Source organism: Variovorax sp. J22G73 (genome assembly GCF_030317035.1).
In the GTDB taxonomy this organism is placed as follows: Bacteria; Pseudomonadota; Gammaproteobacteria; order Burkholderiales; family Burkholderiaceae_C; genus Variovorax.
Genome location: NZ_JASZYK010000005.1, coordinates 14,306 through 40,065, shown reverse-complemented (window position 1 = coordinate 40,065; position 25,760 = coordinate 14,306). Strand labels below are relative to the sequence as shown.

At 68.8% G+C, this 25,760-nt stretch carries 24 protein-coding genes; 11 read left to right on the top strand and 13 right to left on the bottom strand.

The features are described from left to right. Positions 1-49: 49 nt before the first annotated feature. The 4 genes from QTI51_RS19685 to QTI51_RS19670 all read right to left on the bottom strand — a co-directional run bounded on the left by QTI51_RS19685 (position 50) and on the right by QTI51_RS19670 (position 3,415). Positions 50-769: an MgtC/SapB family protein gene (locus QTI51_RS19685; RefSeq protein WP_286515213.1), complete on the bottom strand. Its 720-nt coding sequence runs from the start codon at positions 767-769 to the stop codon at positions 50-52. Between the two features lie 173 nt (positions 770-942). Continuing rightward, positions 943-1,560, bottom strand: a complete 618-nt coding sequence (locus QTI51_RS19680) for a Dps family protein (RefSeq protein ID WP_286515211.1) — start codon at positions 1,558-1,560, stop codon at positions 943-945. Between the two features lie 134 nt (positions 1,561-1,694). After that, positions 1,695-2,195, bottom strand: coding sequence for a hypothetical protein (locus QTI51_RS19675; RefSeq protein ID WP_286515210.1), 501 nt, complete (start codon positions 2,193-2,195; stop codon positions 1,695-1,697). 173 nt (positions 2,196-2,368) lie between these two features. After that, a complete protein-coding gene (locus tag QTI51_RS19670; RefSeq protein WP_286515208.1) occupies positions 2,369-3,415 on the bottom strand; it encodes an alpha/beta hydrolase in 1,047 nt (348 codons plus the stop codon). 265 nt (positions 3,416-3,680) lie between these two features. Here QTI51_RS19670 and QTI51_RS19665 point away from each other — a divergent pair, with 265 nt between their 5' ends. Beyond that, positions 3,681-4,640 (top strand): hypothetical protein, encoded by a 960-nt coding sequence (locus tag QTI51_RS19665; protein ID WP_286515206.1) that lies wholly within the window; start codon positions 3,681-3,683, stop codon positions 4,638-4,640. Between the two features lie 175 nt (positions 4,641-4,815). Further along, positions 4,816-6,114 carry a cation:proton antiporter gene (locus QTI51_RS19660; protein WP_286515205.1) on the top strand — a complete coding sequence of 433 codons (1,299 nt, stop codon included), beginning with the start codon at positions 4,816-4,818 and terminating at the stop codon, positions 6,112-6,114. A gap of 70 nt (positions 6,115-6,184) precedes the next feature. Here QTI51_RS19660 and QTI51_RS19655 read toward each other — a convergent pair whose 3' ends face one another. After that, positions 6,185-7,390: a YihY/virulence factor BrkB family protein gene (locus QTI51_RS19655; RefSeq protein ID WP_286515203.1), complete on the bottom strand. Its 1,206-nt coding sequence runs from the start codon at positions 7,388-7,390 to the stop codon at positions 6,185-6,187. Between the two features lie 235 nt (positions 7,391-7,625). On the opposite strand from QTI51_RS19655, the gene QTI51_RS19650 reads away from it, so the two are divergent. Together QTI51_RS19650 and QTI51_RS19645 are read left to right on the top strand one after the other, a co-directional pair. Continuing rightward, positions 7,626-9,929 carry an FdhF/YdeP family oxidoreductase gene (locus QTI51_RS19650; RefSeq protein WP_286515201.1) on the top strand — a complete coding sequence of 768 codons (2,304 nt, stop codon included), beginning with the start codon at positions 7,626-7,628 and terminating at the stop codon, positions 9,927-9,929. A gap of 121 nt (positions 9,930-10,050) precedes the next feature. Then, the gene (locus QTI51_RS19645; protein ID WP_116911391.1) at positions 10,051-10,200 is read left to right on the top strand and encodes a hypothetical protein; all 150 of its coding nucleotides are present in this window, start codon (positions 10,051-10,053) and stop codon (positions 10,198-10,200) included. A 64-nt stretch (positions 10,201-10,264) separates the two neighbouring features. Here QTI51_RS19645 and QTI51_RS19640 read toward each other — a convergent pair whose 3' ends face one another. Further along, complete coding sequence (locus tag QTI51_RS19640) at positions 10,265-10,699, bottom strand: DUF2934 domain-containing protein (protein WP_286515197.1); 435 nt, start codon at positions 10,697-10,699, stop codon at positions 10,265-10,267. A 255-nt stretch (positions 10,700-10,954) separates the two neighbouring features. On the opposite strand from QTI51_RS19640, the gene QTI51_RS19635 reads away from it, so the two are divergent. Next, a complete protein-coding gene (locus QTI51_RS19635; RefSeq protein ID WP_116911258.1) occupies positions 10,955-11,446 on the top strand; it encodes a hemerythrin domain-containing protein in 492 nt (163 codons plus the stop codon). A gap of 46 nt (positions 11,447-11,492) precedes the next feature. Here the strand turns inward: QTI51_RS19635 and QTI51_RS19630 are convergent, their stop codons facing one another. From QTI51_RS19630 to QTI51_RS19615, 4 genes are all read right to left on the bottom strand, one after another. Further along, a complete protein-coding gene (locus QTI51_RS19630; protein WP_286515195.1) occupies positions 11,493-11,924 on the bottom strand; it encodes a DUF1810 domain-containing protein in 432 nt (143 codons plus the stop codon). A gap of 54 nt (positions 11,925-11,978) precedes the next feature. Beyond that, entirely contained in the window at positions 11,979-12,287 is a 309-nt protein-coding gene (locus QTI51_RS19625; RefSeq protein ID WP_286515193.1) for a DUF4387 domain-containing protein, read from the bottom strand. Then, positions 12,271-13,689: an acyclic terpene utilization AtuA family protein gene (locus tag QTI51_RS19620; RefSeq protein WP_286515191.1), complete on the bottom strand. Its 1,419-nt coding sequence runs from the start codon at positions 13,687-13,689 to the stop codon at positions 12,271-12,273. The genes QTI51_RS19625 and QTI51_RS19620 overlap by 17 nt, the downstream gene beginning before the upstream one ends. 202 nt (positions 13,690-13,891) lie before the next feature. Continuing rightward, a complete protein-coding gene (locus tag QTI51_RS19615; protein WP_286515189.1) occupies positions 13,892-14,590 on the bottom strand; it encodes a GntR family transcriptional regulator in 699 nt (232 codons plus the stop codon). A 187-nt stretch (positions 14,591-14,777) separates the two neighbouring features. Here QTI51_RS19615 and QTI51_RS19610 point away from each other — a divergent pair, with 187 nt between their 5' ends. The 3 genes from QTI51_RS19610 (at position 14,778) to QTI51_RS19600 (ending at position 18,150) form a co-directional block, all read left to right on the top strand. Further along, entirely contained in the window at positions 14,778-15,794 is a 1,017-nt protein-coding gene (locus QTI51_RS19610) for a Bug family tripartite tricarboxylate transporter substrate binding protein (RefSeq protein WP_286515187.1), read from the top strand. Positions 15,795-15,801: 7 nt separating this feature from the next. Further along, complete coding sequence (locus tag QTI51_RS19605; RefSeq protein WP_286515186.1) at positions 15,802-16,908, top strand: alpha/beta hydrolase; 1,107 nt, start codon at positions 15,802-15,804, stop codon at positions 16,906-16,908. A gap of 120 nt (positions 16,909-17,028) precedes the next feature. After that, entirely contained in the window at positions 17,029-18,150 is a 1,122-nt protein-coding gene (locus QTI51_RS19600; protein WP_286515184.1) for a mechanosensitive ion channel family protein, read from the top strand. Here the strand turns inward: QTI51_RS19600 and QTI51_RS19595 are convergent. The 3 genes from QTI51_RS19595 to QTI51_RS19585 all read right to left on the bottom strand — a co-directional run bounded on the left by QTI51_RS19595 (position 18,136) and on the right by QTI51_RS19585 (position 20,333). Further along, positions 18,136-19,251 carry a hypothetical protein gene (locus QTI51_RS19595; RefSeq protein ID WP_286515183.1) on the bottom strand — a complete coding sequence of 372 codons (1,116 nt, stop codon included), beginning with the start codon at positions 19,249-19,251 and terminating at the stop codon, positions 18,136-18,138. The genes QTI51_RS19600 and QTI51_RS19595 overlap by 15 nt on opposite strands. A 33-nt stretch (positions 19,252-19,284) precedes the next feature. Further along, entirely contained in the window at positions 19,285-20,121 is an 837-nt protein-coding gene (locus QTI51_RS19590) for an inositol monophosphatase family protein (protein WP_286515181.1), read from the bottom strand. 83 nt (positions 20,122-20,204) lie between these two features. Beyond that, positions 20,205-20,333 (bottom strand): hypothetical protein, encoded by a 129-nt coding sequence (locus tag QTI51_RS19585; RefSeq protein WP_286515180.1) that lies wholly within the window; start codon positions 20,331-20,333, stop codon positions 20,205-20,207. A 372-nt stretch (positions 20,334-20,705) separates the two neighbouring features. Between QTI51_RS19585 and QTI51_RS19580 the strand changes: the two genes are divergently transcribed. The 3 genes from QTI51_RS19580 to QTI51_RS19570 all read left to right on the top strand — a co-directional run bounded on the left by QTI51_RS19580 (position 20,706) and on the right by QTI51_RS19570 (position 25,737). Next, positions 20,706-22,889: a thiamine pyrophosphate-dependent enzyme gene (locus QTI51_RS19580; protein ID WP_286515179.1), complete on the top strand. Its 2,184-nt coding sequence runs from the start codon at positions 20,706-20,708 to the stop codon at positions 22,887-22,889. Then, positions 22,886-24,481: an indolepyruvate oxidoreductase subunit beta family protein gene (locus QTI51_RS19575; RefSeq protein WP_286515177.1), complete on the top strand. Its 1,596-nt coding sequence runs from the start codon at positions 22,886-22,888 to the stop codon at positions 24,479-24,481. Before QTI51_RS19580 ends, QTI51_RS19575 begins: the two co-directional genes overlap by 4 nt. A 68-nt stretch (positions 24,482-24,549) precedes the next feature. Continuing rightward, a complete protein-coding gene (locus QTI51_RS19570; protein ID WP_286515176.1) occupies positions 24,550-25,737 on the top strand; it encodes an ABC transporter substrate-binding protein in 1,188 nt (395 codons plus the stop codon). Positions 25,738-25,760: the final 23 nt, after the last annotated feature.

The following is a 25,760-nucleotide window of genomic DNA, read 5'->3' as shown; positions in this document are numbered from 1 at the left end:
AGGAGATTGAGCGGAGGTTGAACGTGCGGCTGAGCGAAATCCAGCGCGCTCAGTTGACCTCGGCGCTGTGCCCGCCACCACGCGCCATCACCTCCACCGAGCGCACGCCCGGCAGCTTCTGCAGGCGCTGCACGAAACCGTTGATGTCGTCCGAAGACACGCGCACCAGCTGCACCGTGATGTCGTCGAGTTGCCCGCCCGGCTGCACCGCCACGAGAAAGCGGCGCAGCCGCGCAGGCTGGATGCCCAGGCCGGCCTCCAGCGTTTCGGGGCTCACCGCGCCGTGCTCGGCGACCACGCCCAGGCGGCAGCTCTGGCTGCGCGCGCGGTAGGCCTCTTCCAGCGGCTTGATGCCCGCGAGGATCACCAAAATGATCACCGTCGAAGCCGCCGCCGGAAAGTACAGCCCGCCACCCACCGCGAGCCCGATGGCGGCCACAGTCCAGATACTGGCCGCCGTGGTGAGCCCGCGCACGATTTCGCCGCGCGCCAGGATCGCGCCCGCGCCGAGAAAGCCGATGCCCGACACCACCTGCGCGGCGGCGCGCGAGGGGTCGAGCACCACATGCTCGCCGCGCAGGCTGTCGGCAAAGCCGTAGGCCGACACCAGCATGAAAAGGCAGGCGCCCACGCTGACCAGCATGTGCGTGCGAATGCCGGCGGCCCAGAGCAATCGCTCGCGCTCCAGGCCGACCAGGCTGCCGAGCGCAGCCGCGACCAGCAGACGGATGAGGGTTTCGCCGTGGGAGAGAAGGATGGAGCTTTGCATCGCATCCAATCTAGCGGCGGCTCGCGGGCGCGTCAGCGGTGGTGAACGCCCATGCGCCGTAAGAACACGCCGACTTTGTAAACCTGGCTAGGGTGCTCGGCACGCGCCTTGTGCACCCAAGCCTTTCATGCCTGCCAGAGCCCGAGGCCCCGGCAAAGCAACTCGGCATCAGATCAGGCAGTGACCGGCGACGCAGCCACCAGGTGTTCCGTCAGGAACCACACCTGCAGCTCGTTGGTGCGCAGCACGTTGCTCACGAACACGTCGTTGCTGCCGTCGTCACCCGACTCGTCCACCGCCTTGGCGGCCTTGCGCGCGCCGATGATGATGAGCTCGTGCGCCTCGGCAAGCCGGCGGATCTGCACGGCGGCCGGCTCGCGGCCGCGCGGCGGGCGCTTGATCTTGGTGGTCTCCGCAATGTCGGCCGCCATCGCCAGCGCGATGCCGCCCAGCAGCTGAATGCGCTCGGCCAGGATGTCGACGAGCAGCACCTGCGCCTCGAAGTGCTGGTCGTACATCAGGTGCAGTTGGTTGAAGGTGGGGCCCACTACTTGCCAGTGGTGCTTCTTGTACATGTCGCGCAAGGTGATGGTGTCGGCCAGACACTGGTTGAGCAGGGCCACGCTGTCCTTGCAGACCTTCTCGGAGAGGCCGTTGGGCATCTTGATGATTTCGCCGAACTTCTGCGTCTCGTGGCTCGGTTGGTCGAGGTCGGGCGCGACTTCACTCGCCTTGCCGCGGGCAGGGGTGGGGGCGAGGTTGGGCTTCTTGGTACGGGAAGGTGCTGCCATCTTGGACTCCAGTGTTAGATGAATGGGTTGTAGCGGTTGCGCAGTGGCTTGTGCGTAGGGCAGCAGGCCGCGTTGGGGCTGCTGCTGGCGCGAACGTGTCACGGCCGGCGCCTCTTTGAAGGCCTGCACGGGCCTCAAGGAGACCGGTCGAGGAAGTCGTCGCGCGGATGGCGCGTGTCGCCGAGTTCGGGCACCAGGTATTCGGAGATCAGGCCTGCGATGTCGGTGCTGCGCACCATCAGCCCCACGACCATGCTCAGCGAGAGCAGGCGCCAGGGCTTCACGAGCACCACCAGCGAGCCCGTGCCCGCCGCATAGGCCATGAGCCGGGCCGGATGCCGCTCGGCGTAGTGCTGCAGGAAGGGCGTGGCCAGCTCGGTGGCGGTGCTCAGGTGGCTGCGGCGCCACCAGCGGCCGACGACGCTCTGGCTCACGCCCTGCTGGACGCGCTGCGACAGCGAACCGGGTGAACCGGGTGAATCGGATTCGTCACCCGGCTGCGCAGCCTGAAGCGCGGGCCGTGCAGATCGAGCGGGCGCGCGTGGATGCGCGGGCGCCATCACTGCGACAAGCGCCGCACGGGAAGCGGCGAGCCGCACTTTCGCCTGGGCAAGGGTCTTGACGTCTTCGGCCATGGTCGTGTCGGAAGAGAAGAAGCAACGGCGTTGCGAAGCTGCTATTGCCGTTCAGGCATGCGAGAAGCCCCGTCGGTGCGGGGACTCAAGATGCGTAGGCAAAGGCCCAGACCCACACGCCCCGAAAGCAAAGCGCATGGGGCTTCGGCTCTACCGCGCCGTCTGCCCGCTTATCAGACAAAGGCCGCACGCAGGCGCTCACCCGCGAAGGCCTGCGCCTCGCGCGCCTTCTCGAGCACGGCGGCAGCGCCGAAGAATTCGTGCGCCACGCCCTCGTATTCACGCCGCTCGACCGGCACGCCCGCATCGCGCAGCGCGTCTTCCAGCTTGGCACCGTCGCTGCGCAGCGGATCGAGGCGCGCGTTGATGAGGGTCACGGGCGACAGCCCCGCCAGGTCGGCCTCGATCAGTTGCAGCCGCGTGTCCTTCAGGTCGGCCTTGTCGCGCACCAGGTGCTCGACGAACCATTGCACCATCGCGCGGTTCAGCGGCTTGGCGATCGCGTTCTCGATGTACGACTCGGTGTTCAGGCTGGTCTGCGCGACCGGGTACACCGACACCACATGCCGCGGTGCCGGCAGGCCCGCGTCGCGCGCCGCGATGGCGGTGGCCACGGCCAGGTTACCGCCCGCGCTCTCGCCGGCAATGGCAAGGCGCGCCGGGTCGCCGCCCAGCGAGGCGGCGTTGGCGATCAGCCAGCGGTAGGCGGCCAGCGCGTCGTCCCACGCGGCCGGAAACTTGTGTTCGGGCGCCTGGCGGTAGTCCACAGACACCACGATGGCCTGGGCCGCATGGGCCAGGCCGCGCGCGCCGCCGTCGTACACGTTCTTGTCGGCAATCACCCAGCCGCCGCCGTGGAAGTACAGCACCACCGGAAACGGCCCCGTGCCGACCGGCGTGTACACGTTGGCGGGCAACGGGCCCGCCGCGCCGTCGACCGAAGCGGTGGTCATGGCAATGCCCGGCACCAGGTCTTCGGGCCGTGTCGACTTGCCCTGCTTCTGCAGCAGCGCCTTCACCGCGTCGGCCGCGGTCGGCTGCTGGCGCGCCTCGGGCACCGAGAGCTTTTCGATGGCCTTGGGGCCGAGTTCTTCGTGGGCCTTGGCCAGTTCGAGCTGGTCGTCGTCGGCGCGCAAGGCGGCCACGGCGTTCGACAGCGCGTTGATGACGGGGTTGGGTTTGCCATCGTCGCTGCGGCGGCTGGAATCGGCTTGGCTCATTGGTGGGTGTCCTTGGGGGTGTTGAAAGGGAAAGAGGAAAGAGGGAAGAGGAAGGGCGTTCAAGACGGGTTGAAGCTCGGCCGTTCACCTGCGCGGCCACGTCGGACGGCACCTCCTGATCTCGCGCATGGGCTTCCTACCCAACATCAGCGGAGGCATGGGCGCCCCGCGCTCGGGCACCTCGCCTACCCCGCTTCGCGTGGGCGGACGACTGAAGCGAAAACGCCGTGGACAAAAAGTTACCGCTCCACAACAAGGAGCAGCCATGGCTCAATACGGCGTCAATACACCGGTCAGCGTCACAGAAGGGGCCCTCAGCCAGAGCGGCGTGTCATGGGGCGCGATCTTCGCGGGGGCGGCGGGTGCCGCGTCGCTGTCGCTGATCCTGCTGCTGCTGGGCACCGGGCTGGGCATGTCGTCGGTCAGCCCCTGGGCCAACCAGGGCGCGAGCGCCACGGCCGTCGGCGTGGCCACCATCCTGTGGCTCACGTTCACGCAGATCGCGGCCTCGGGCATGGGCGGCTACCTGGCCGGGCGGCTGCGCACCAAGTGGGCCGGCGTGCACACCGACGAGGTGTACTTTCGCGACACGGCGCACGGCTTTCTCGCATGGTCGGTGGCCACGCTGTTGACGGCCGCGCTGCTGAGCTCGGTGGTGGGCTCCATCGTCGGTGCCGGCGCGCAAGCGGGTGCCACGGTGGCCGGTGGCGCGGCGACTGCAGCCACCGCTGCGGGCGCGGGTGCCGCGGCTTCGCAGTCCGGTTCGGACAGCAGTTCCGGCCCGACCAGCTACTTCATCGACTCGCTGTTCCGCCGTGATGCCACCGCAGCCGCGACACCCGCCGCGGCCGATGGCAGCACCGCGCCTGCCATGGCGCCGGCCATGCCTGAGCGCAGCCCCTCCTCGACCAATGCCGAAGTCAGCCGCATCTTCCTGAACAGCATCCGCACCGGCGCGCTGCCGCCCGAAGACGCGAAGTACGTGGGCCAGGTGGTCGCGCAGCGCACCGGCCTTAGCCAGCAAGACGCCGAGAAGCGCGTCAACGACACCTACGCCAAGGCCCAGGCCGCCCTGAAGGACGCGCAGGCCAAGGCCAAGGAAGCGGCCGACGCGGCCCGCAAGGCCTCGGCCTATGCCTCGCTGTGGCTGGTGGTGTCGATGCTCATCGGTGCCTTCGTCGCGAGCTTTGCCGCCACCTACGGTGGCCGCCGCCGCGACCTTTGAGCTGTAGCGGCCTGTTCAACGACATCCACAAACACACCAAAGGAGATTTCCATGCGCTCACTTCTGCTGCTTTTTCTTGGCGTGCCGATTCCGGTCATCATCCTGATCGCGTTGTTCTTCCACTGATCGACGGACTGATCGACGCCCCCTCGACACCGCCTCCCGGCGCCCACCCATGACCGCGGCGACCTGGGACCTGATGATCGGCGCGCTGCTGATCCTGATGGCGCTGTCGGGCACGCTGCTCAAGACATTGCCCATCAGCGCCGCGGCGCTCTACATGGCCCTGGGCTTCGCGCTGGGGCCGGGTGGTTTCAACCTGGTGCGCATCGGCATCAAGGCCGATGCCGCGCTGGTAGAAACCATCAGCGAAGTGGCGGTGCTGGTGTCGCTCTTCGCGGTCGGGCTTCGCCTGCGCATCCGCATGCAGGTGTCGAGCTGGCGGCAGCCCGTGTTGCTCGCCACGCTGGGCATGGTCATCACCATCGCGCTGATGACGCTCGCGGGCCTGGCCCTTCATCTTTCACTGGCCGCCGCGCTGTTGCTCGCGGCCATCCTCGCGCCCACCGACCCCGTGCTGGCCTCCGACGTGCAGGTGCGCCACGAGAACGACCAGGACGACCTGCGCTTCGGGCTCACGGCCGAAGGTGGATTGAACGACGGCGCGGCGTTTCCGTTCGTGATGCTCGCGCTGGGCCTGGCCGGCGCCCACCATCTGGGGCCCTGGGGCCTGCGCTGGCTGGGGCTGGACGTGGCGTGGCCCATCGTGGGCGGGCTGGCGCTGGGCTGGACGTGCGGCGCCGCCTTCACGCGGCTGGTGCTCTTCCTGCAGACCGAGAAGAAGCAGGCGCTTGGCATGGAAAGCTTCCTGGCGCTGGGCCTCATCGCGCTGACCTACGGCATTGCGCTGCATGCGTCGGTGTACGGCTTCCTCGCCGTCTTCGTGGCAGGGCTGAGCATGCGCAACGTGGAGCGCGCGGTCGAAGACGAGGCCGACGAGGTGCGCTCGGCCGCGAAGCCGCCGCAGGCCAAGGAGGCCGCCGCCGCACACGCGGAGACCGCGGGCGCGATGACGCGCGACGTGCTGGAGTTCGCCCGCGAGCTGGAGAAGTTCGTGGAGCTGGCGGCCATGCTGGTCATCGGCTGCCTGCTGCGCACGGAAATGCTGACGCTCAGAAACCTGCTGATCGCCGTGCTGCTCATTGCCGTGGCGCGGCCGGTGGCCGTCTACATCTCCACCCTGCGCAGCGACTGGACCGCGCCGCAGCGCCGGCTGGGCGCATGGTTCGGCATACGGGGCGTGGGCTCGATGTACTACCTGGCGTACGCGACCACGCACGGCGCCTCGTCGTCGGAAATCGGCAGCATCGGCGGCGCGGTGCTGGTCACCGTGGCGGTGTCGGTGATCGTGCATGGCATCTCCGCCACGCCGCTGATGAACATCTACCAGGCGGCGACGCAGCGCCGGCGCTGAGCAAGGGCGATTCCTTCAGCTCTTCCTTCAGCCCTTCCTTCAACCATTACTTCAACCCTTCCTTCAACCACTACTTCGAATGTTTCGGACCACGCGCGAGAGGAACCGCGCGCAGCGAACGCTTGTGCGCCCTGTGCTCGCTGTGGGCCTTGCGCGCCATCCGCGAGACGACCGTGCTCGCTACCGTGACCACCACCAGCCCCACCAGTTGCTGCGTCAGCGTGGCCACGGCCTTGCGCGTGCGCTTCTCGACCAGGCGCTGCGCGTCTTCGATGTGCGAGGTGCCCTTGCCAGGGGCAGCCACCACCGTGCCATCGGTGCCCGCCTTCGCCTGCTCAGCCGCGGTATCGGTGGCCGCCTGCGCCTTGGCCGCCGCCACCGAGCCGTGCGCGTTGGCGTACACCTTGGTGAACTCCGCGCCCAGCAGGAAGATCTGCGCGGCGTAGTACACCCACGCCAGCAACACCACCAGCGAGCCGGCCGCGGCAAACGATTCGTTCATGCCGCTCTTGCCGAGGTACAGGCCGATCAGCACCTTGCCGATCTCGAACAGCACGGCGGTGACGAGCGCGCCGATCCACACGTCGCGCCACGCGATGGGCGCGCTGGGCATGAACTTGAAGATCATCGCGAACAGCAGCGTCAGGATGCCCAGCGACACCAGCACGTTGGCGCCCTGGAGCAGCAGCTCCCAGCCGGGGAACAGCCCCGTGCTCCAGCTGCCGAGCGCCGCCAGCGCGGCACTGACCACCAGCGACACCATCAGCAGGAACGCGAGCCCCAGGATGAGCCCGAACGACAGCACGCGCGCGCGCAGCACGCCCCACACCCCCGTGGGCTTGACGCGCTCAGGCACGTGCCAGATGCGGTCGAGCGCGCTCTGCAGTTCGGCGAACACCGTGGTCGCGCCCACCACCAGCACCACGATGCTGATGCCGCCGGCAATGAGGCCGCGCGACGGCGCGCTCGCGCTCTTCACCAGCCCCTGCACCGCCAGCGCGCCGTCCTGCCCGATGAGGCCCGACAGCTGCGCCGCGATCTGCCCCTGCACCGCCTCGGCGCCGAACAGCGCGCCAGCCACGGCGATGACGATGACCAGCAGCGGTGCCAGCGAGAACATCGTGTAGTAGGAAATCGCCGCGCCCATGCTCGGGGCGAAGTCGTCGATCCAGGCCATGACGGCGTCCCTGCACAGGTGGTAGAGCTGCACGGTCTTGCTGGTGGACTGCAAGCTGGACTGCGGCTTGGGCTGCGGCGGGAGGATTGCGGTGTTCAAGGCGGGCTCCGGAATACGGGTCACTGTGCCGCCTGGCCGGCGCGCTGCCATCCGCCAGAAGCGAACGCGCGGGTAGGCGAAGGGCTCACCGACGTTTGTTGGCGCTACTGAACTCTCCGAGCGGGCCACGCTTGCCTGATGGCAGCGCGACCAGCGGGCGTCCTACAGGCCGGCCAGAGGCGGCGGCAGAAAGTCGTCATCTCCTTCCTCCTGACGACTGCAACGTTTCCAACCCATGAGCGCCCTTCCCAAGTTCAAGCCCTACACCCACGCGGCCGGCGGCTGGGGGTCGATGAAGGCCGTCACCACCTCGCTGCTGCGCGAGCACATCGCCATCAACGGCACGCGCGCGCTGCTGCACCAGAACAAGCCCGACGGCTTCGCCTGCGTGAGCTGTGCGTGGGCCAAGCCCGAGCACCCGCACCCGGCGGAGTTCTGCGAGGCCGGCGCCAAGGCCACGGCGTGGGAGCTGACCAGCAAGCGGCTGCCGGCCGAGTTCTTCGCGCAGCACACCGTGGCCGAGCTCGCGCAGTGGAGCGACCTCGACCTGGAAAGCGGCGGGCGCCTGACGGTGCCGCTGCGCTGGAACCGCGAGACCGACCACTACGAGCAGGTGAGCTGGCAGGACGCCTTCGACGGCATCGGCGCCGAGCTGCGGCAGCTGCGCGCGCAAGACCCGGAGTCGGTGGTGTTCTATGCCTCGGGCCGGGCGTCGCTGGAGACCAGCTACATGTACCAGCTGCTGGCGCGCCTGTACGGCAACAACAACCTGCCCGACAGCTCCAACATGTGCCACGAGAGCACCTCGGTGGCGCTGCCGCAGACCATCGGCGTGCCGGTGGGCACGGTGACGCTCGACGACTTCGAGCACACCGACGCGATCTTCATCTTCGGCCAGAACACGGCCGTGAGCAGCCCGCGCATGCTCCACCAGCTGCAGGACGCACGCCAGCGCGGCGTGCCCATCGTCACCTTCAACCCGCTGCGCGAGCGCGGGCTCGAGGCCTTCGTCAACCCCCAGTCTCCGCTGGAAATGCTCACGCCCGCGCAGACGACCATCAGCACGCAGTACCTGCAGCTGAAGACGGGCGGGGACATTGCCGCCATCACCGGCCTGTGCAAGGCGCTGGTGGCCATGGACGACGAGGCGCTGCGCAACGGCGGGGCGCGCGTGCTGGCGGCCGACTTCATCGCCTTGCACACGCACGGCTTCGAGGCTTTCGCGTCGTCGGTGCGCGCCGCGCCCTGGCCCGACATCGAGGCCGAATCGGGCCTGGCGCGGCGCGAGCTGGAAGCGGCCGCGCATGTGTTCGCGGGCGCCAAGGCCGTCATCGGCATCTACGGCATGGGCCTCACGCAGCATCGCAAGGGCGTGCAGAACGTGCAGATGGTGAGCAACCTGTTGCTGCTGGGCGGCCACATCGGCCAGCGCGGCGCGGGCATCTGCCCGGTGCGCGGCCACTCGAACGTGCAGGGCCAGCGCACGGTCGGCATCAGCGAGAAGCCCGAGCTGGTGCCGCTGGACAAGTTGGGCGAGCTCTACGGCTTCGAGCCGCCGCGCAAGAAGGGGCTCAACACCGTGGAGGTGTGCGAAGACCTGCTGAAAAGCGATGGCAAGGTGCGCGCGTTCATCGGGCTGGGCGGCAACTTCGTGCGGGCCGTGCCCGAGACGGCGCTGGTGGAAGCCGCCTGGCCGCGCATGCGGCTGACGGTGCAGATCGCCACCAAGCTCAACCGCAGCCACATCGTGCACGGCGAGGTGTCTTACCTGCTGCCCTGCCTGGGCCGCATCGAGATCGACCGGCAGCGCAGCGGCGAGCAGACCGTGTCGGTAGAGGACTCGACCGGCTGCATGCACGCCTCCAAGGGTTTGGCAGAGCCCGCGGCGGACACGCTGCTGTCCGAGGCCGCGATCGTCGCGGGCATTGCCAAGGCCACGCTGGAGCCGAACGCGAAAGTGCCGTGGGACGACTGGGTGGGCGACTACGCGCTGGTGCGCGACGCCATCGAGGCCACGTGGCCCGAGGTGTTCCGCGACTTCAACGGGCGCTTTCGCACGCCGGGCGGCTTCCACCGCCCGATTCCGGCACGTCACCGCGTGTGGAAGACCCCCACCGGCAAGGCCAACTTCATGAGCTTCGACAGCCTCGTGGCCGACCCCGACACGCCGCAGACCGGGCCCGACGTGCTGCGGCTGATGACGCTGCGCAGCGACGACCAGTTCAACACCACCGTCTACAGCCTGGACGACCGTTTTCGCGGCGTGTACGGCACGCGCAAGGTCTTGCTGATGCACCGCGACGACATCGCGCGGCTCGGCCTGGCGGAAGGCGTGCTCGTGACCGCATCGACCGCGGTGGACGACGGCAAGCTGCGCGAGGTGGCGGGGCTGCGCGTGACGCCGTACGACATTCCGCTCGGCTGCGTGGGCGGCTACTACCCGGAGTGCAACCCGCTGGTGCCGCTGGCGCACCACGCGGAGCAGAGCAAGGTGCCGGCGGCCAAGTCGGTTCCCGTTCGGTTGCGCGCGGAGGCTTGAGCGGGGCAGTCGGGCTGATGTGACGGGGGCGCTTTCAAGCCGATTGGAAATCGTCCGACACCGTGTGCGAATGGTGTCGCGAACATGGCCTGCTTCATCGTTCACTAACCAAGAGCCCACCATGATCCGCAAGCTGGCGTCCGGCGAATACCGCCTCTACTCGCGCAAGACCGACCCCAAGACCGGCAAGCGCCGCAACCTCGGCACCTTCGATTCGCGCGAGAAGGCCGAGCAGCATGAGCGCGAAGTGCAGTACTTCAAGCGGCACTGACGGCGCCGCACCCTTGAATGGAAAAGGCCCGAGGCGTTGTGCTCGGGCCGATGCTTCAGGAAGCTCAGGTCTTGTTGGCGCGCTGTCGGTCGACCTCGGCTTCGGCGTCCAGCCAGTCCTGCCGCTCGTCTCCGCCCTGCCCGCCCCTGCGCTCGTAGGCCTCGTAGGCGGCGCGGCGGATGGCTTCTTCGCGCGACTGGGGGTCTTCGCCTTGCGGCTCTTCGCTTTGTGCTTGCGGCTGCGCTTGTTCCGCAGGCTCGCGGTTGGGCACCGGTGTCAGGTCTTCCGTGAGGCCGAGCGCGGCCGAGTCGTCGCGCTTGTTCGACTGCGCGCTCTTGCGCTTGGCCTGCATGCGCTCCTGCGGCGCGGGGCCCGACACGTCTTCGCCGGCCGCGTTCTTGGTGGACGAGAACTTCTCGCCGCCGCCAATGTTGTCCACGCCCCCGCTGGTGGTGGGGCGGCTGCCGTCGCCGGAACCGGCGACTGTCGGGTTGCTCATTTCAGTGCTCCTTCGAATGGTTTGAACGTGTTGGGGAACGTGTTGGGACCGCGGCGGATTCGTCCTCGATGGACTTGAGGTTTTGCGTTTCGCGCGAAGTGGCGCGCGGGATGCGCTCGCGAGTGCAAGTCGGACAAGCACTCGCGCCGGTGCGAACGCCGGCACCGTCAACGGGAGGCGAAGCGGTCCTACGAACGCGACAGGGCTGGCTCGCAATCTTCGCCTTCCCCACTTTCTAAATTCCAGGAGTTCTCCATGACCACCACCAAGCGCGCCACGCCCGACGCATGCTCCCTGCTCGACACCGACCACAAGAACGTGAAGAAGATGTTCACGGCCTATGAAGAACTCGCGCACTCCAAGGCCGCGAGCGCGCCGGACAAGAAGCGCGAGCTGGCCCAGCAGATCTGCGCGGAGCTGACCGTGCACACGCAGATCGAGGAAGAAATCTTCTACCCCGCCGTGCGCGAAGCCATCAAGGACACCGACCTGCTGGACGAGGCGGAGGTCGAGCACGCAAGCGCCAAGGACCTGATTGCCCAGCTGCAGGACGCCACGGACATCGACGAGAAGTTCGACGCCAAGGTGAAGGTGCTGGGCGAATACATCGACCACCACGTGAAGGAAGAGCGCAACGAGCTGTTTCCGAAGGCGCGCGCGGCGCACGGGCTCGACCTGGTCGGCATGCGCGAGCAGCTCGCACAGCGCAAGGAAGAACTGATGGCGGAAATGACTGTCGTGGCCTGATGCCGGCCAGGCGCTCGCGGCCGGGTGCCGGGTGCCGGGAGCGCCTTCAGCCTTCAGCCCGCGACGACAGCAGCGCCAGCGTGGCGCCGTCGCGCTCGCCGCCAAAGCCTTGCTGCAACAGCAGGCCGAAGCCCGGCTCATCGGGCGCGGCAACTTCGAACAGGGTCATGCACGAACAGAGCTTCAGGTCGTCGGGGGAGCCGAAGATCTGATGGATGGTGCGGCCCTGCACGCCAAGCACCAGTTGCGTGCAATGGCGCAGGCGCTCCCGCAGCACGGGGTGCGCCCCGTACGCAACCGCTTCGTCCAGCCCTTCGATGCCGAAGAACTTCGCGGTCGAGCTGCGCCCCAGCGCGCGCAGTTGCGGAAACACGAACCACATCCAGTGGCTGGCCTTGCGGCCCGCCGCGAGCTCTTCGCACACCGTGGCGTACACCGGCTGCTGCGCAGTCATGAAACGTTCAAGGTCGAAGGGCATGGGTCGGGCTCCTGCGGGTGGGCGCGGTGGGCGCGGTGGACGTGATGGGGCCGGCTAGTCCAGCACCACGTCCAGCAGGCGAATGTACTGCTGGCCGCCGTGCATGTCGCGCTCCAGCGCGCCGCCTTGCGGGCGTCGGCGCGGGTACGAGATTTTCACGACCGAGAGATCGGCGATCTGGAAGCACTTGACCTGCGAACCATCGACATCGAACAGCGCGCCGATGGCGGCGGGCTGCAACGCCTGCGCGCCGGCGTAGCGCTCGAAGCTCTCGCGGTCGGGGAACGACAGGTCGACGGTGATCCAGAACGGTCCCGCGTTTTTCGAGCGCACGTGGCGGCAGACTTCACTGACCTTGGGCATGTTGCAACTCCGTGGTGTCGACGAACTCGGTGCGTACCAGCTCGAGGCCGTGGCCCACGTGGACCACGTGGTTGAGCATGAACTCGTACACCGCGCCCCGCTCGATCTCGGCGGGCGAGAACGGAAAGGCGTAGCTGGGCAGGGGCATGTCGCGTTCGAGCGGCATGTGGAAGAACATGGGGTTGCAGGTCTTGGCGATCTGCGTGGCGAGTTCCTGCGTGGCGGCGGTCGCGACGAAGAGCAGGCCGATTTCGCGCGGCAGCGCGGCGCCCGCCTCCACCGGCAGGCCCGACACGGCATTCCAGCCGTAGGGCCGAAGCGAAATGTCGAACACACCGGCGCGCGCGCCCATGGTGTCGTTCACGCGCTGGCACAGCACCTGGTGCATCTGCGCGATGAAGCGCTCGATGTGCGCGAGCACCGCGCGGTCCTGGATGCCGACCAGCATCAGCGTCTGGAAGGCGCCGGTGGAAGCACCTTCGAGCTTCATGGTGTAGGGCCGGGGCAGGAAGCGCGAGCCGCTCACGCGCACCACGCGGTCATCGACGGCCTCGTACCTCGCATCGGTCACGTCGAGCACGCCGCCCGGCTCGTGCAGCAGGAAAGGGTCGCTGTTCTCGTAGAGCATGTGGGCGGACACGGTGCGCGGCGTGCAGAGGTTGCTCGCGTTCAGCGGCTCGACCTCGAAAGCGTCGCGTCCCACGCGGATCATCACGCCGCCATCGCGCGAGTTGACGGTGCACAGGCCGCCGCACTCGGCGATCTTTCCCGCGTGCCAGGCGGGGCCGGCGCCGGCGCCGCGCAGCAGCGGCAAGGCGGCCAGCACGGCGGTGTCGGTGGTGCGCCCGCCCAGCACGATGTCGGCGCCCGCCTCCAGCGCGGCCATGTAGGGCTCGGGCCCCATCAGCGCGACGATGTGCTCGCAGGCGTCGAACAGCGCGGCGCCGTCGCCCGTCATCGGCGCCAGCGGCGTGACCTGGCCCGCGCCGGCCTTGGTCTTCAGCAGCGCGGGCTGTTGCTCCGAATACAGCAGCGCGATGCGCGGGAGCAGGCCGTGCTCGCGGGCGATGTCCAGCGCGATGTCGCGCATCCAGTCGAGCGCCATGTCGCAGCCCGAGGTGCCGCAGGAGCCGATGAGCAGCGGCAGGCCCGAGCGCGCCTGCGCACGCATCAATATCGCCAGGTCGGACTTGACGGCGTCGCGCGAGTACTTCGACCTGCCCGTGGCAAGGTAGGCCGGGCCGCTGTCGGTGGAGCCCGCATCGCAGGCGATGGCATGCGCGCCGGCCGCGAGCCCGGCCTCGACATCGGACTCGCGCACGCCGGCGCCCAGCGCGCCGGTGGGGACCAGCACGTTGACGGTGTCCTTCAGGCGCTCGGAAGGGTCTGGCAGCCCGGTCATGGGGCGACCCCGGTTGCGTGCGGCACGTTGCCCATGCCTGTGCCCGGCGGGAAGAAATAGCTGTCTGCGTCTGCCATGAATGTCTCCTTGCAACGATGTCGAACGACGAAATGTCTGGCGCAGGGCCAAGCCGACGAGGCACCTGGCAGCACCTCGTCGTGACGGAAAAGAAAAAGAAGAAAGTCCCGCGCGGACCGCGTGCTTACTGGCCGCCGAGACGCGCCAGGATCATCAGCCGCACCTGGTCGACGTGGTGGTGCATGGCCTTCTGCGCGCGCTCCGCGTCGCCGACCATCAGCGCGTCGATGATTTCCAGATGCTCCTCGCACACGGTCTTGCGGCGCTGCGGCAGCCGGCCGAACCTGAACATGGCGGTGCGCATGCGCAGGTCGCCGATGACCTGCTGCAGCACCGGGTTGCCGCAGGCCGCGGCAATGAGCGCATGCAGGTCGCGGTCGCTGGCGGCGAATTCGGGCGTGACGACGTCTTCGGGCAGCTGCAGCGCCTCGCCGATGCGGCTTTTCAGCAGCTCGAGTTCGGCCACGGCGACGCGGCCGGCGGCCAGCCGCGCGGCCTCGCCCTCGACCAGGCGGCGCACGTTGAGGATGTGCATGTATTCCTCGATGGGCAGCGCCCGCACCACCAGCGCGCCGTTGCGCTGGCGCTCCAGCAGGCGCTCGCCTTCCAGGCGTCGCACGGCCTCGCGCAACGGGGTGCGCGAGATGCCGAGCTGCAACGCGATCTGGCGTTCGGTCACCACTTCGTTGGGGGCCAGCTCGCCGCTCAGCAGCATGCCCATCATGGCCTTGTGGGCCACCTCGGACAGTGCCAGCGAGGGCTCGAGGGCCGCGTCTGGCGCCGAATCGACATCCGGTTCGGCAAGGGAAGGTTTCGCGTTCATGGGCCGGAGTATAGAAAAAAATTCCTGTTGCGTCCACTTGGTATACCACTTGCACAACACAGGTGCTTCACTGATACTCCGCTTCCATCCGGCTGCGCGAAAGCGCCCGGCGAGGGGCGATGCGGCCGCGTCGATCCTCACCCGATGCACCCGAACACATCCACTGCACAAGACAGGAGACATGCACATGACCCATCACCCCAGACGCTTTCTTGGCCTAGCGACCAGCCTCGGGACCAGCCTCGCCACCGGCCTCGCCCTGCTCGCCGCGCTCAGCGCCGCCCCGCCCGCGCACGCCCAGGCGGACTACCCCGCCAAGTCGGTCCGCATCATCATCGGCACGCCGCCGGGCGACTCGGCCGATGCCAATGCGCGCTCGCTCGCCACCCAGCTCGCGCGCCAGACCGGCCAGCCCTTCTTCGTGGACAACAAGCCGGGCGCGCACGGCATCATTGCGGCCGAGTCGGCAAAGAACGCCGCGCCCGACGGCTACACGCTGCTGCTCTCCACGGGCGGGCCGATGGCCATCAACCCCTCGCTCTACAAGAAGCTGCCCTACGCGCCGCTGAAGTCCTTCGAGCCCGTGGTGCCGCTGTCGACCGGGCCGCTGTACCTGGTCGTGAACAACGAACTGCCGGTGAAGAACCTGAAGGAGCTGGTGGCCTATGCCAATGCGCGCCCCGGCAAGATGAGCTACGGCTCCGGCGGCAGCGGCACCACGCAGCACCTGGCCATGGAAACGCTGAAGAAGTCGATGGGGCTGGACATCCTCCACGTGCCCTACAAAGGCTCGCCCGCGGTGCTGCAGGACTTGATCGGCGGGCAGATCCAGCTGGCCTTCGACGCGGGCGCGTCGATCCTTCCGCAGATCCGCAACGGCAAGGTGCGGCTGATCGGCGTGGCCTCCGATGCGCGTTCGCCGCTCACGCCCGACATGCCGACCCTGACCGAGCAAGGCGTGCCGGCCTTCCGCGCCGTGGTGTGGTCGGGCCTGTTCGTGCCCGCCGGCACGCCGGCCCCGGTGGTCGCCAGGCTGAACGCGCTCGTCAACCAGGCGCTGCGCGACCCGGCATTCGCCGCGCAGATGCGTGCGCAAGGCGGCGAGCCCGCGGGTGGCGGCAGCGCCGAGTTCAGGACCTTTCTCGAAGCCGAGATCGGCCGCTGGGCCAAGGCCGTCGCCGACTCAGGCGCAACGATCGATTGAGGGCGCGATGCAGAAGACATTGCTGGCGGCGGCCGGTGCCGCACTGGCCGCACTGGGCGCGGTGCTTTGCGGCTGCGCCTCTACAGCGCCAACGGGCGCGCCGGATTCCCGCGAGGTGTTCTTCGTGGGCGGCGCCTACGTCGGCGAAGGCGCCCACCAGGTGATGCGCGGCGCGATGTATGTCGAGCACCTGCGCCCTTCACGGCCCACGCGCAAATACCCGCTGGTGCTCATCTCCGGCACGGCGCAGACGGCGGTCAACTGGATGACCACGCCCGACGGCCGCAAGGGCTGGGCGCAGTACTTCGTCGAGCAGGGCTACGAGGTGTACATGGTCGACCAGCCCGCGCGCGGCCGCTCCGCCTGGAACCCCGGCGTCGACGGCGAGCTCCGCAGCTTCTCGGTCGCCACGGCCGAGGCGCTGTTCACCCGCTCCGACGGCGATTGGCCGCAGGCCAGGCTGCACACCCAGTGGCCCGGCACTGGAAAAAAAGGCGACCCGGTGTTCGACCAGTTCTACGCCAGCCAGGTCGCCTACCTGGGCTCCAACGTCGACACGCAGACCGCCATGCAGGCAGCCGGCGCCGCGCTGCTCGACCGCATCGGCCCCGCGGTGCTGGTCACGCATTCGCAGGCCGGGCCCTTCGGCTGGCTGATCGCGGATGCGCGGCCGCGGCAGGTGAAGGGCATCGTGGCCATCGAGCCGCAGGGGCCGCCCATTCGCTCGGGCAGCCGCAACACCGCGGCCTGGGGCGCGGCCGACATCGCGCTGGCCTACACGCCCGCCGCGGCGCAGCCCGCCGACCTGCAGGTCGAGCAGCAGGCCGCGCCCGACGGCCCTCAGTTGCAGGCGTGCTGGGTGCAGAAGGAGCCCGCGCGGCAGTTGCCCAGCCTGAAGGCGATGCCGATCACCGTCATTTCCACGGAGGCCAGCTACCACGCGCCCTTCGACCACTGCACGGTGCGCTGGCTGCGACAGGCCGGCGCCACCGTCGAGTTCACGCGGCTCGCCGACGTCGGCATCCACGGCAACGGCCACATGGTGATGCTCGAGAAGAACAACCTCGACGTGGCGGGCGTCGTCAGCGGTTGGGTGGCCCGCGCCGTGCACTGACGAGCCAGCGCCCTCCGACCTCGCACCACGGCCACTTGCGTTCGCTCCCTACACCGGGGCGCGCCTGGAGGCGTCAGAAAGGAACGTTCTTTCAACGACCTCCAGAGAAAGCAACACGCCTTGAACTACGTCGTCTCCCACCCCTGGTTCCAGACCTGGGTCGCCGCGCTGATCGCAGTGCTGGTGGCCACCCTCATTCACCGTGCCGCGCAGATGGTGCTCATGCGCGCCACGCGTTCGTCGATGACCGTGCAGGCCGTGATACAGGCCGTGCGCACGCCGGCCGGCATCGCGCTGCCGCTCATGGCGCTGCAGGCCGTGTGGCAGGGCGCGCCGGACGACCTGCGCTACATCGACAAGGTGCGCCACCTGAACGGCCTGCTGCTCATCGCCGCCATCACCTGGGTGCTGGTGCGCGTGGTGCAGGGCTTTGCCAACGGGCTCATCGCCTCGCATCCGGTGGATGTGGAAGACAACGCCAACGCGCGCCGCATCCTGACGCAGACGCGCGTCATCTCGCGCAGCGCCATGACGGTGCTGGTGGTCATCGGCGCGGCGATGATGCTGCTGACCTTTCCGGGCGCCAAGCAGCTCGGTGCCAGCCTGCTGGCCTCGGCCGGGCTGATCGGCATCGTGGGCGGCCTGGCGGCGAAGCCGGTGTTCAGCAATTTCATCTCGGGGCTGCAGATTGCGCTGGCGCAGCCGATTCGCATCGACGACGTGCTCATCGTCGAAGGCGAATGGGGTCGGGTGGAAGAAATTACCGGCAGCTACGTGGTGCTGCGCATCTGGGACGACCGGCGGTTGATCATTCCGTTGTCTTACTTCATCGAGAAGCCGTTCCAGAACTGGACGCGCAGCAGCGCGCAACTGCTGGGCTCGGTGTTCTTCTATGTCGATTTCGGCATGCCCATCGCGCCGCTGCGCGCGGAGGTGGAACGCATCGTGCGCGCGGCGCCGCAGTGGGACCAGCGCTTTTTCAACCTGCAGGTCACCGACACCACAGAGCGCACGATGCAGGTGCGCGTGCTGTGCACGGCCGCCTCGTCGGGCCAGGCCTTCGACCTGCGCTGCCTGGTGCGCGAGGAGCTGCTCGCGTTCATGCAGCGCGAGTACCCGCAGTACCTGCCGCTGCACCGCCTGCACACCGAGGAGCGCGCGGGCCGCGTCGACGGCAACAACCTGGACGCGGCCACGGTGCGCAACGACGCGCTGGCCGCGGGCCCGTCACCCGCCGCCTGATGCTTGAACGGGCTCGCCGGGCGCCTGCGGTTCGACGCGCGGCGCCGTGAGCGTGGCGCTGGCCATGTCGAGCGCGAAACGCAGCTGCTTGCCGTCCGACACCAGCTGCAGCTTGAGGCTTGCGGCGAGCTGATCGCACCGCAGTTGCCCGCGTGCGAATTTCGCGATGGCGTTGCGGGCCGACAGCGATGCCACTTCCGCCGTCACGCCCTGGCCCACGGCCTTGGCATGCAGGGCGATGGCATTGCGGCCCTCGGCCCGGCCCTGCAGCTCTGCCTGCAACCCCGGCGCCGCCAGCAGCCCATCGCCGAGCTGCACCTCGCCCGACAGCGCCGTGCGGCCCAGCAGCACGCGCGCCTGCTCCGTGAGCCCCTGGCCCTGCGCGGCCACGCCTTGGCGCAGCATCGATTCGGCGAAGGCCTGCAGCTGCAGCTTGCCGCGCTCGGACACCCACGGGCTCAGCAAGGCCCCGCGCTGCTCGAACTCCACGCCCGCGAGCGGCGCCGACGCGAACTGGTACAGGTAGCTGCGCCCGTCCGGCGCATCGACATACAGGCCCAGCCGGCTCACGCCCATGCGCGAGTCGGGCCCCACGTGCTCGACGGTCGCGTCGTTGAAGTCGATTTGCCCGTGCCGAACGGGCACCGTCACGTCGGCGTCGAACAGCAGCATCGCGTCGGTGATCTTCGCGCGGATGGTTCCGGCGGCCGTGCCGAGCGGGTCGAGGCGCCAGGCGTCGGCCGCCGGCGGGGCTGCGGCGGCTGCTGAAGACGGCGCGGTCACCGGGCCTTGCAGCTTCACGGCGATGAGCTCCACGCTGGCCGCGTCCACCGACACAAGCTGCGGCACGCCCGCTTCGGTGTGCAGTTGCGCGACCAGCTCGTGCACGACGACGCCGCCGAGCTCCAGCACCAGCGAGCCCATGGCAAGGCGAAGCGCCGCGGCCTCGAGCTTGCGGACCCGCAACTCGGTGGCGCCGTTGTCACCCGGCGTCCAGCTGACGCCTTCGACCGCGCAGCGATTGCCGGCGGCGCCGGCCGAAGCGTCGAGCTTCAGACCGAGTGCGAGACCGAGGAGGGAGGAAGCGAGTGGCGTCGTCATGGCCCCTTTTTAATCCGGTTCCGCCCCTTTCGGTCAGATCGCGGGGCCGAGCAGCGCCTCTCGAATCTCTTCCCACGAGGCGCGGTCGGGTGCGCAGAGCAGGCCGCCCGAGGTGTGCGCGGGCTTGTACGCGCTCGCATCGAAATGCGCGCTGTAGCCGCCCGCCTCCTGGTGCAGCAACCAGCTCGCAGCGTGGTCCCACGGCATCAGCCTGTAATAGAGCAGCAGGTGGCAGTGGCCGGCCGCCACCATCCGGTACTCGTGGGCGGCGCAACGCAGCCAGAAATTGAGCGCGATGCGCGAGAGGTTCTGCGTCACCGTGGCGCGCAGGGGCTGCGGAAGAAAGTTGGTTCCGGCCACGCCCTGCATGTCGCGCACCGGAACGGCGGGGGCCACCTTCAGGTCCGTGGTGGCCCGGCCCGTGCCCTGCCGCCAGGCGCCCTCGCCGCGAATGGCCAGCGAGGTGTCCTGGCACACGGGGTCGTGAATGGCGCCGAACACCACCTCGCCCCGCACCGTGGCCGCGACCATCATCCCGAAGAGCGGAACGCCGCTGGAGAAATTCTTGGTGCCGTCGATGGGGTCGATGACGAAGGCCAGGTCGGCGCTCGCAATCTGCCCCATCGGGTCCGGGTCGCGCCCGGCGGCTTCTTCGCCGACGAGTGCGGCGCCCGGAAACGCCTGGCGCAGCCGCGCCGAGATTTCGCGCTCGGCGGCCTCGTCGGCGTCGGTGACGACGTCAAAAGCCGATGTCTTCTCGCGCGCCGCGTTGGCGATGGTTCCGTTGAAGCGCGGCATGACTTCGGAGCGCGCGACGTCCGCGAGGATCTCGTGCGCGAGGAGCGCGTCGCGGTGGGTGAACAGCTTCATCTGGGCCTTCCTGGGCAAGGCGCGCGCGGGTGGCGTGCCACCGCGGATTTGAGCAGGATTCGGCCGCTGCGGCGGCAGGCCGCCTAGTCGTCCTCGAGGTTGCCGCGCTCCCGGTCGTGCCTGAAGGCAGCCAGCATGGCCATGAGCAGGACGCCCGTGACGACACCGAGCAGGTACAGCACCACCAGGTGAAAAACGCTGAAATTATTCATTGCGAAACATGCAGTCCAGTGTCGCAACGCCGCGGCTGTCGCATCTTTTCTCCTTCCCTCGATAACCTCGACGCCGGGGTGCAACGACCCGAAGTTTCCCTGTTCAGCGCTCCCACGGGAAGATAGGCGGGCGAGCTTGCGGGAGGCTGACCTTGCTTCCCCCGAAAAGCGCACACCGCTCGAAGCAACAACCGCAGCAAAGCCCGTGCCATAGCGCGCGCCCTCCATCGATGCCGCCTATATGTAACGCAAGTTGCATCGATAGGACAGTTGAACGCCCGCTCCTAAAGTTCGCCCAGACCCGCATTCCCTCGTATTCCCCCCACAGAACAAAGCCAGCGCCGCACGGGGCGCCAGCCGGAGACAAGCAGCATGGAGCGATCTTTCGCCGAAGAAGTCAAACGCCTTTCGCTGGGCGCCGACGAGGTATTCCATGGCGAGGGCATCCTCGCCGTCACCAAGGCGCTGCTGCAGTCGGGCGTGAGCTACATCGGCGGCTACCAGGGCGCGCCGGTGTCCCACCTGATCGACGTGCTGGGCGACGCGCGCGGCCTGCTCGACGAGCTGGGCATCTACTTCGAGAACAGCGCCTCGGAAGCCGGCGCGGCCGCGATGCTCGGCGCCTCCATCAACTACCCGGTGCGCGGCGCGGTGACGTGGAAGTCGACCGTGGGCACCAACGTGGCCTCCGACGCGCTCTCCAACCTCGCCTCCGCCGGCGTGAAGGGCGGCGCGCTGGTCATCCTGGGCGAAGACTACGGCGAGGGCTCCAGCATCATCCAGGAGCGCACGCACGCCTTCGCGATGAAGTCGCAGATGTGGCTGATGGACCCGCGCCCCAACCTCGCCTCCATCGTCGATGCGGTGGAGCGCAGCTTCGAGCTGTCGGAAGCCAGCCAGACGCCGGTGATGCTGCAGCTGCGCATCCGCGCCTGCCACGTGCACGGCAGCTTCGTGTGCAAGGACAACCGCGCGCCCGCGATCTCCACGCGCGAGCTGATCGACACGCCGCAGTTCGACTTCGCCAACATCAACCTGCCACCCTCGATCTACGCGCAGGAGCGCATGAAGATCGATTCGCGCTGGCCCGCCGCGCTGGACTTCATTCGCCGGGAAAAGCTCAACGAGCGCTTCGACGGCGACTGCACCGACATCGGCCTCATCGTGCCCGGCGGCCTGTACAACGGCACCATCCGCGCGCTGCAGCAGCTCGGCCTGGCCGACGCCTTCGGCCACAGCCGCATTCCGCTGCAGGTGCTCAACGTGGTCTACCCCATGGTGCCCGACGAGCTGGTCGACTTCTGCGCCGGCAAGCGCGCGGTGCTGATGGTGGAAGAAGGCCAGCCCAACTACATGGAAGACGCGCTGCACGCCATCCTGCGCAAGGCCGGCTGCGACACGCGCCTGCACGGCAAGGACATCTTCCCGATGGCCGGCGAGTACACCGGCGAGGTGCTGGTGCGCTGCATTTCAGACTTCATCCGCCAGGCGCAGCCGCAGGCGCTGGGGGGCGACGGCGCGCTGCAGGTGGCCGATGCCGCCGCGCCGCTGGCCACGCTCAAGCCGCAGGCCGTGGCCGCCCTGGGCGTGCCGGTGCCCAACCGGCCACCGGGCTTCTGCATCGGCTGCCCCGAGCGCCCGGTGTTCGCCGCCATCAAGCTGATGCAGAAGAAGCTGGGCGCGGTGCACGTGAGCGCGGACATCGGCTGCCACACCTTCGGCACGCTGCCGCCCTTCAACACGGGAAGCACGGTGCTGGGCTACGGGCTGGGGCTGGCAAGCTCGTCGGGCATCGGCCCGCTCATGGGCAACCGGGTCGTCAGCATCATGGGCGACGGCGGTTTCTGGCACAACGGCTTCACCAGCGGCGTGGTGAACGCGGTCTACAACGGGCAAGACTCGGTGCTCGTCATCCTGAAGAACGGCTACACCTCGGCCACGGGCACGCAGGCCATTCCGTCGTCGCCCACGCAGCCGTCGGCCCGCCCGCTCACGCTGGACATCGAGGCGGCGCTGAAGGGCGTGGGCGTGGCCTGGGTGCGCAAGGTGACCAGCTACAACGTCGCGGAAATGCGCGACACGCTGCAGGAGGCCATGACCACCGAGCAAGGCGGGCTGAAGGTCATCATTGCGGACGGCGAATGCCAGCTGGAGCGGCAGCGCCGCATCAAGCCGGTGAACGCGGCCAAGCTGAAGCGCGGCGAGCGCGTGGTGCGCACGCGCTTCGGCATCGACGACGACGTGTGCACCGGCGACCACTCGTGCATTCGGCTGTCGGGCTGCCCGTCGCTCACGGTCAAGCCCAACCCGAGCGCGCTGCGCACCGACCCGGTGGCCACGGTGAACCAGGGCTGCGTGGGCTGCGGCCTGTGCGGCGAGAACGCGCATGCGGCCATTTTGTGTCCGTCGTTCTACAAGGCCGAGATCGTGCAGAACGCCGGCACCTGGGAGCGGCTGCTGCACCGCCTGCGCGGCGGGGTGATCGGCCTGATGGCCGGCAAGGCGCGCACGCCGATGGGTTCTTCCCTCGGCACGGCGAAGGCGGTTGCGGCATGAACGAACTGAAGACATCTGCCGCGCCGGCTGCGTCTGCATCGGCATCCACGCCACGCATCGTCACGGTGCTGGTGGCCGCCATGGGCGGCGAAGGCGGCGGCGTGCTGGCCGACTGGCTCATCTCCGCCGCCGAGGCGCACGACTTTCCGGTGCAGAGCACTTCGGTGCCCGGCGTGGCGCAGCGCACGGGCGCGACCAACTACTACATCGAGATCTACCCCGTGCCCAGCGCGCAGCTGAACGGCGCGCGGCCGGTGTTCTCTCTCACGCCGAACCCGGGCGACGTCGACATCGTCGCCGCGTCCGAACTGGTGGAGGCCGGGCGCGTGCTGCAGGGCGGCTTCGTGCACCCGCGGCGCACCACGCTCGTGGCCTCGCTGCACCGCGAGTACGCGGTGTCCGAAAAGTCCGCCATGGGCGACGGCCGCTACGACGGCCAGCGCGTGACCGAGGCGGCCGAGCGCCTGGCGCAACGCACCTTCCTCTTCGACATGCGCGCGCTGGCGTGGCGCAACGGCACCGTCATCAACACGGTGATGTTCGGCGCCATGGCGGGCAGCGGCGCCATTCCGTTCTCCCGCGAGGCCTGCGAGCAGGCCATTCGCGCATCGGGCAAGGCGGTGGAGGCCAGCCTGAAGGGCTTCGCTGCGGGGTACGACCATGTGACCAGCCGCGCGACGGGTGCCGCCGCCGCGGTCACCGAGGCGCCCGCCGCGCCCACGCTCCCGCTGCATCAGCGCGCAAGGGCCTTGCCCGAGCCGCTGCGCGAACTGGCCAACCACGGCTTGCAACAGGTGGCCGACTACCAGGACACGCGCTACGCCGACCTCTACATGGACCGCGTCGACGCCGTCTGGAAGGCCGAGCAGTCCTGGGCCGGCGACTTTCCGGTGACGCGCGAAACCGCACGCTACCTCGCGCTGTGGATGAGCTACGAAGACGTGATTCGCGTGGCCGACCTGAAGACGCGCGGCGACCGGCTGCAGCGCGTGCGCGACGAGGTGGGCGCACGCCAGGGCGAACCGCTGCGCCTGACCGAATACCTCAAGCCCGGCCTCGACGAGGTCTGCTCGCTGCTGCCCACGCGCGCCGCCGACTGGCTGCGCAAGCGCCTCGCGCACAAGGCCCACAAGCTGAGCGTGGGGCTGCACATGCGCACGGACACCGTGCGCGGCTTTGCCATGCTGTGCGCGCTGCGCTCGCTGCGGCCGCTGCGCCGGCGCACGTCGCGCTACGCCTTCGAGCAGGCCATGATCGAACGCTGGCTCGACGCCGTGCGCCGCACGCTCGCGCTCAGCCCGCGGCTGGCCTTCGAGCTGGCGCTGTGCGGCAACCTGGTGAAGGGCTACGGCGAAACCAGCGAGCGCGGCCACCGCAACCTTGGCGCGGTGCTCGACGACATGCACGGCCTGCTGAACACCAGCACCCACGACAGCGCCTCGCTCGAAGCAGCCGCCGCGCGCGTGCGCGCCGCCCGCGAGGCCGCGCTGGCCGACCCCGAAGGCCGCACGCTGGCACGCGCGCTCGGCCTGCCGCCCCCGCAGGTGCGCAGCCACCCGATACACATCGTGCGGAGAAAGCCCGCGCGCTGAAGAACAACAAGATTCCCCTGCAAAGAAGCCAAGAAGCCAAGAAACCGAGAACCATCCGGAGACAACAAATGAAGACAGACAAGCCCCACGCCCGACCTTCCTCCCCGCGCTTCGGCCGCCGCGCCGTCAACGCCCTGCTCGCGGCCGCCGCGCTGCTGCCGCTGGCCTCGGTGGTGCACGCGGCCGACGCCATCAAGATCGGTGCCGTGGTGTCCGCCACCGGTCCCGCCTCCTTCCTGGGCGACCCGCAGCAGAAGACGCTGGAGATGTACGTGCAGAAGATCAACGCGGCCGGCGGCGTGCTCGGCCGCAAGCTGGAGCTGGTGCTGTACGACGACGCCAGCGACGCCAACAAGGCCAACGCCTTCACGCGCCGGCTCATCATGCAGGACGAGGTCGACGTGATCCTGGGCGCCTCCACCACCGGCTCCACCATGGCCATGGTGCCGCAGGCCGAGGCGGCAAAGGTGCCGATGATTTCGTTGGCGGCCGCATCGGTCATCGTCGAGCCGGTGAAGTCCTGGGTGTTCAAGATGCCGCACTCCGACCGCATGGCCGCGGAGAAGGTGCTGGGCGAAATGAAGCAGCGCGGCTTCACGCAGTTCGCGCTGCTGTCGGACACGGGCGGCTTCGGCAAGTCGGGCCGCACCGAGACGCTCAAGCTCGCCGGCACGCTGGGCCTGAAGGTGGCCGAAGACCAGACCTATGGCGAGAAAGACACCGACATCACGCCGCAGCTCACGCGCATCAAGTCGTCGCCGGCGCAGGCCATCCTGGTGTTCGGCACGGGGCAGGCGCCGGCCATCATCGCGCGCAACTACCAGCAGCTGGCCATGAAGCAGCCGCTGTACACCACACACGGGCAGGCCTCGACCGAGTTCATCCGCATCGCGGGCAAGTCGTCCGAAGGCATCCGCATGCCCTCGCCCGCGCTGCTCATCGCGCAGGCGCTGCCCGACAGCGACACGCAGAAGAAGGTCAGCGTGAGCTACGCGAAAGACTACGAGTCGCAGGCGAAGATGGACGTGTCGACCTTCGGCGGCTACGCGCACGACGCGCTGTTCCTGCTGGTCGACGCCATCAAGCGCGCCGGCGGCACCGACAAGCAGAAGGTGCGCGACGCCATCGAGGCCACCAGCGGCTTCGTCGGCGTGAGCGGCATCTACAAGATGTCGGCCACCGACCACATGGGGCTGGACGTGTCGGCCTTCCGCATGGTCGAGGTGAAGGAAGGCGTGTTCAAGGAAGTGCGCTGAGGCCCGCGCGCCGCGAAAGACGC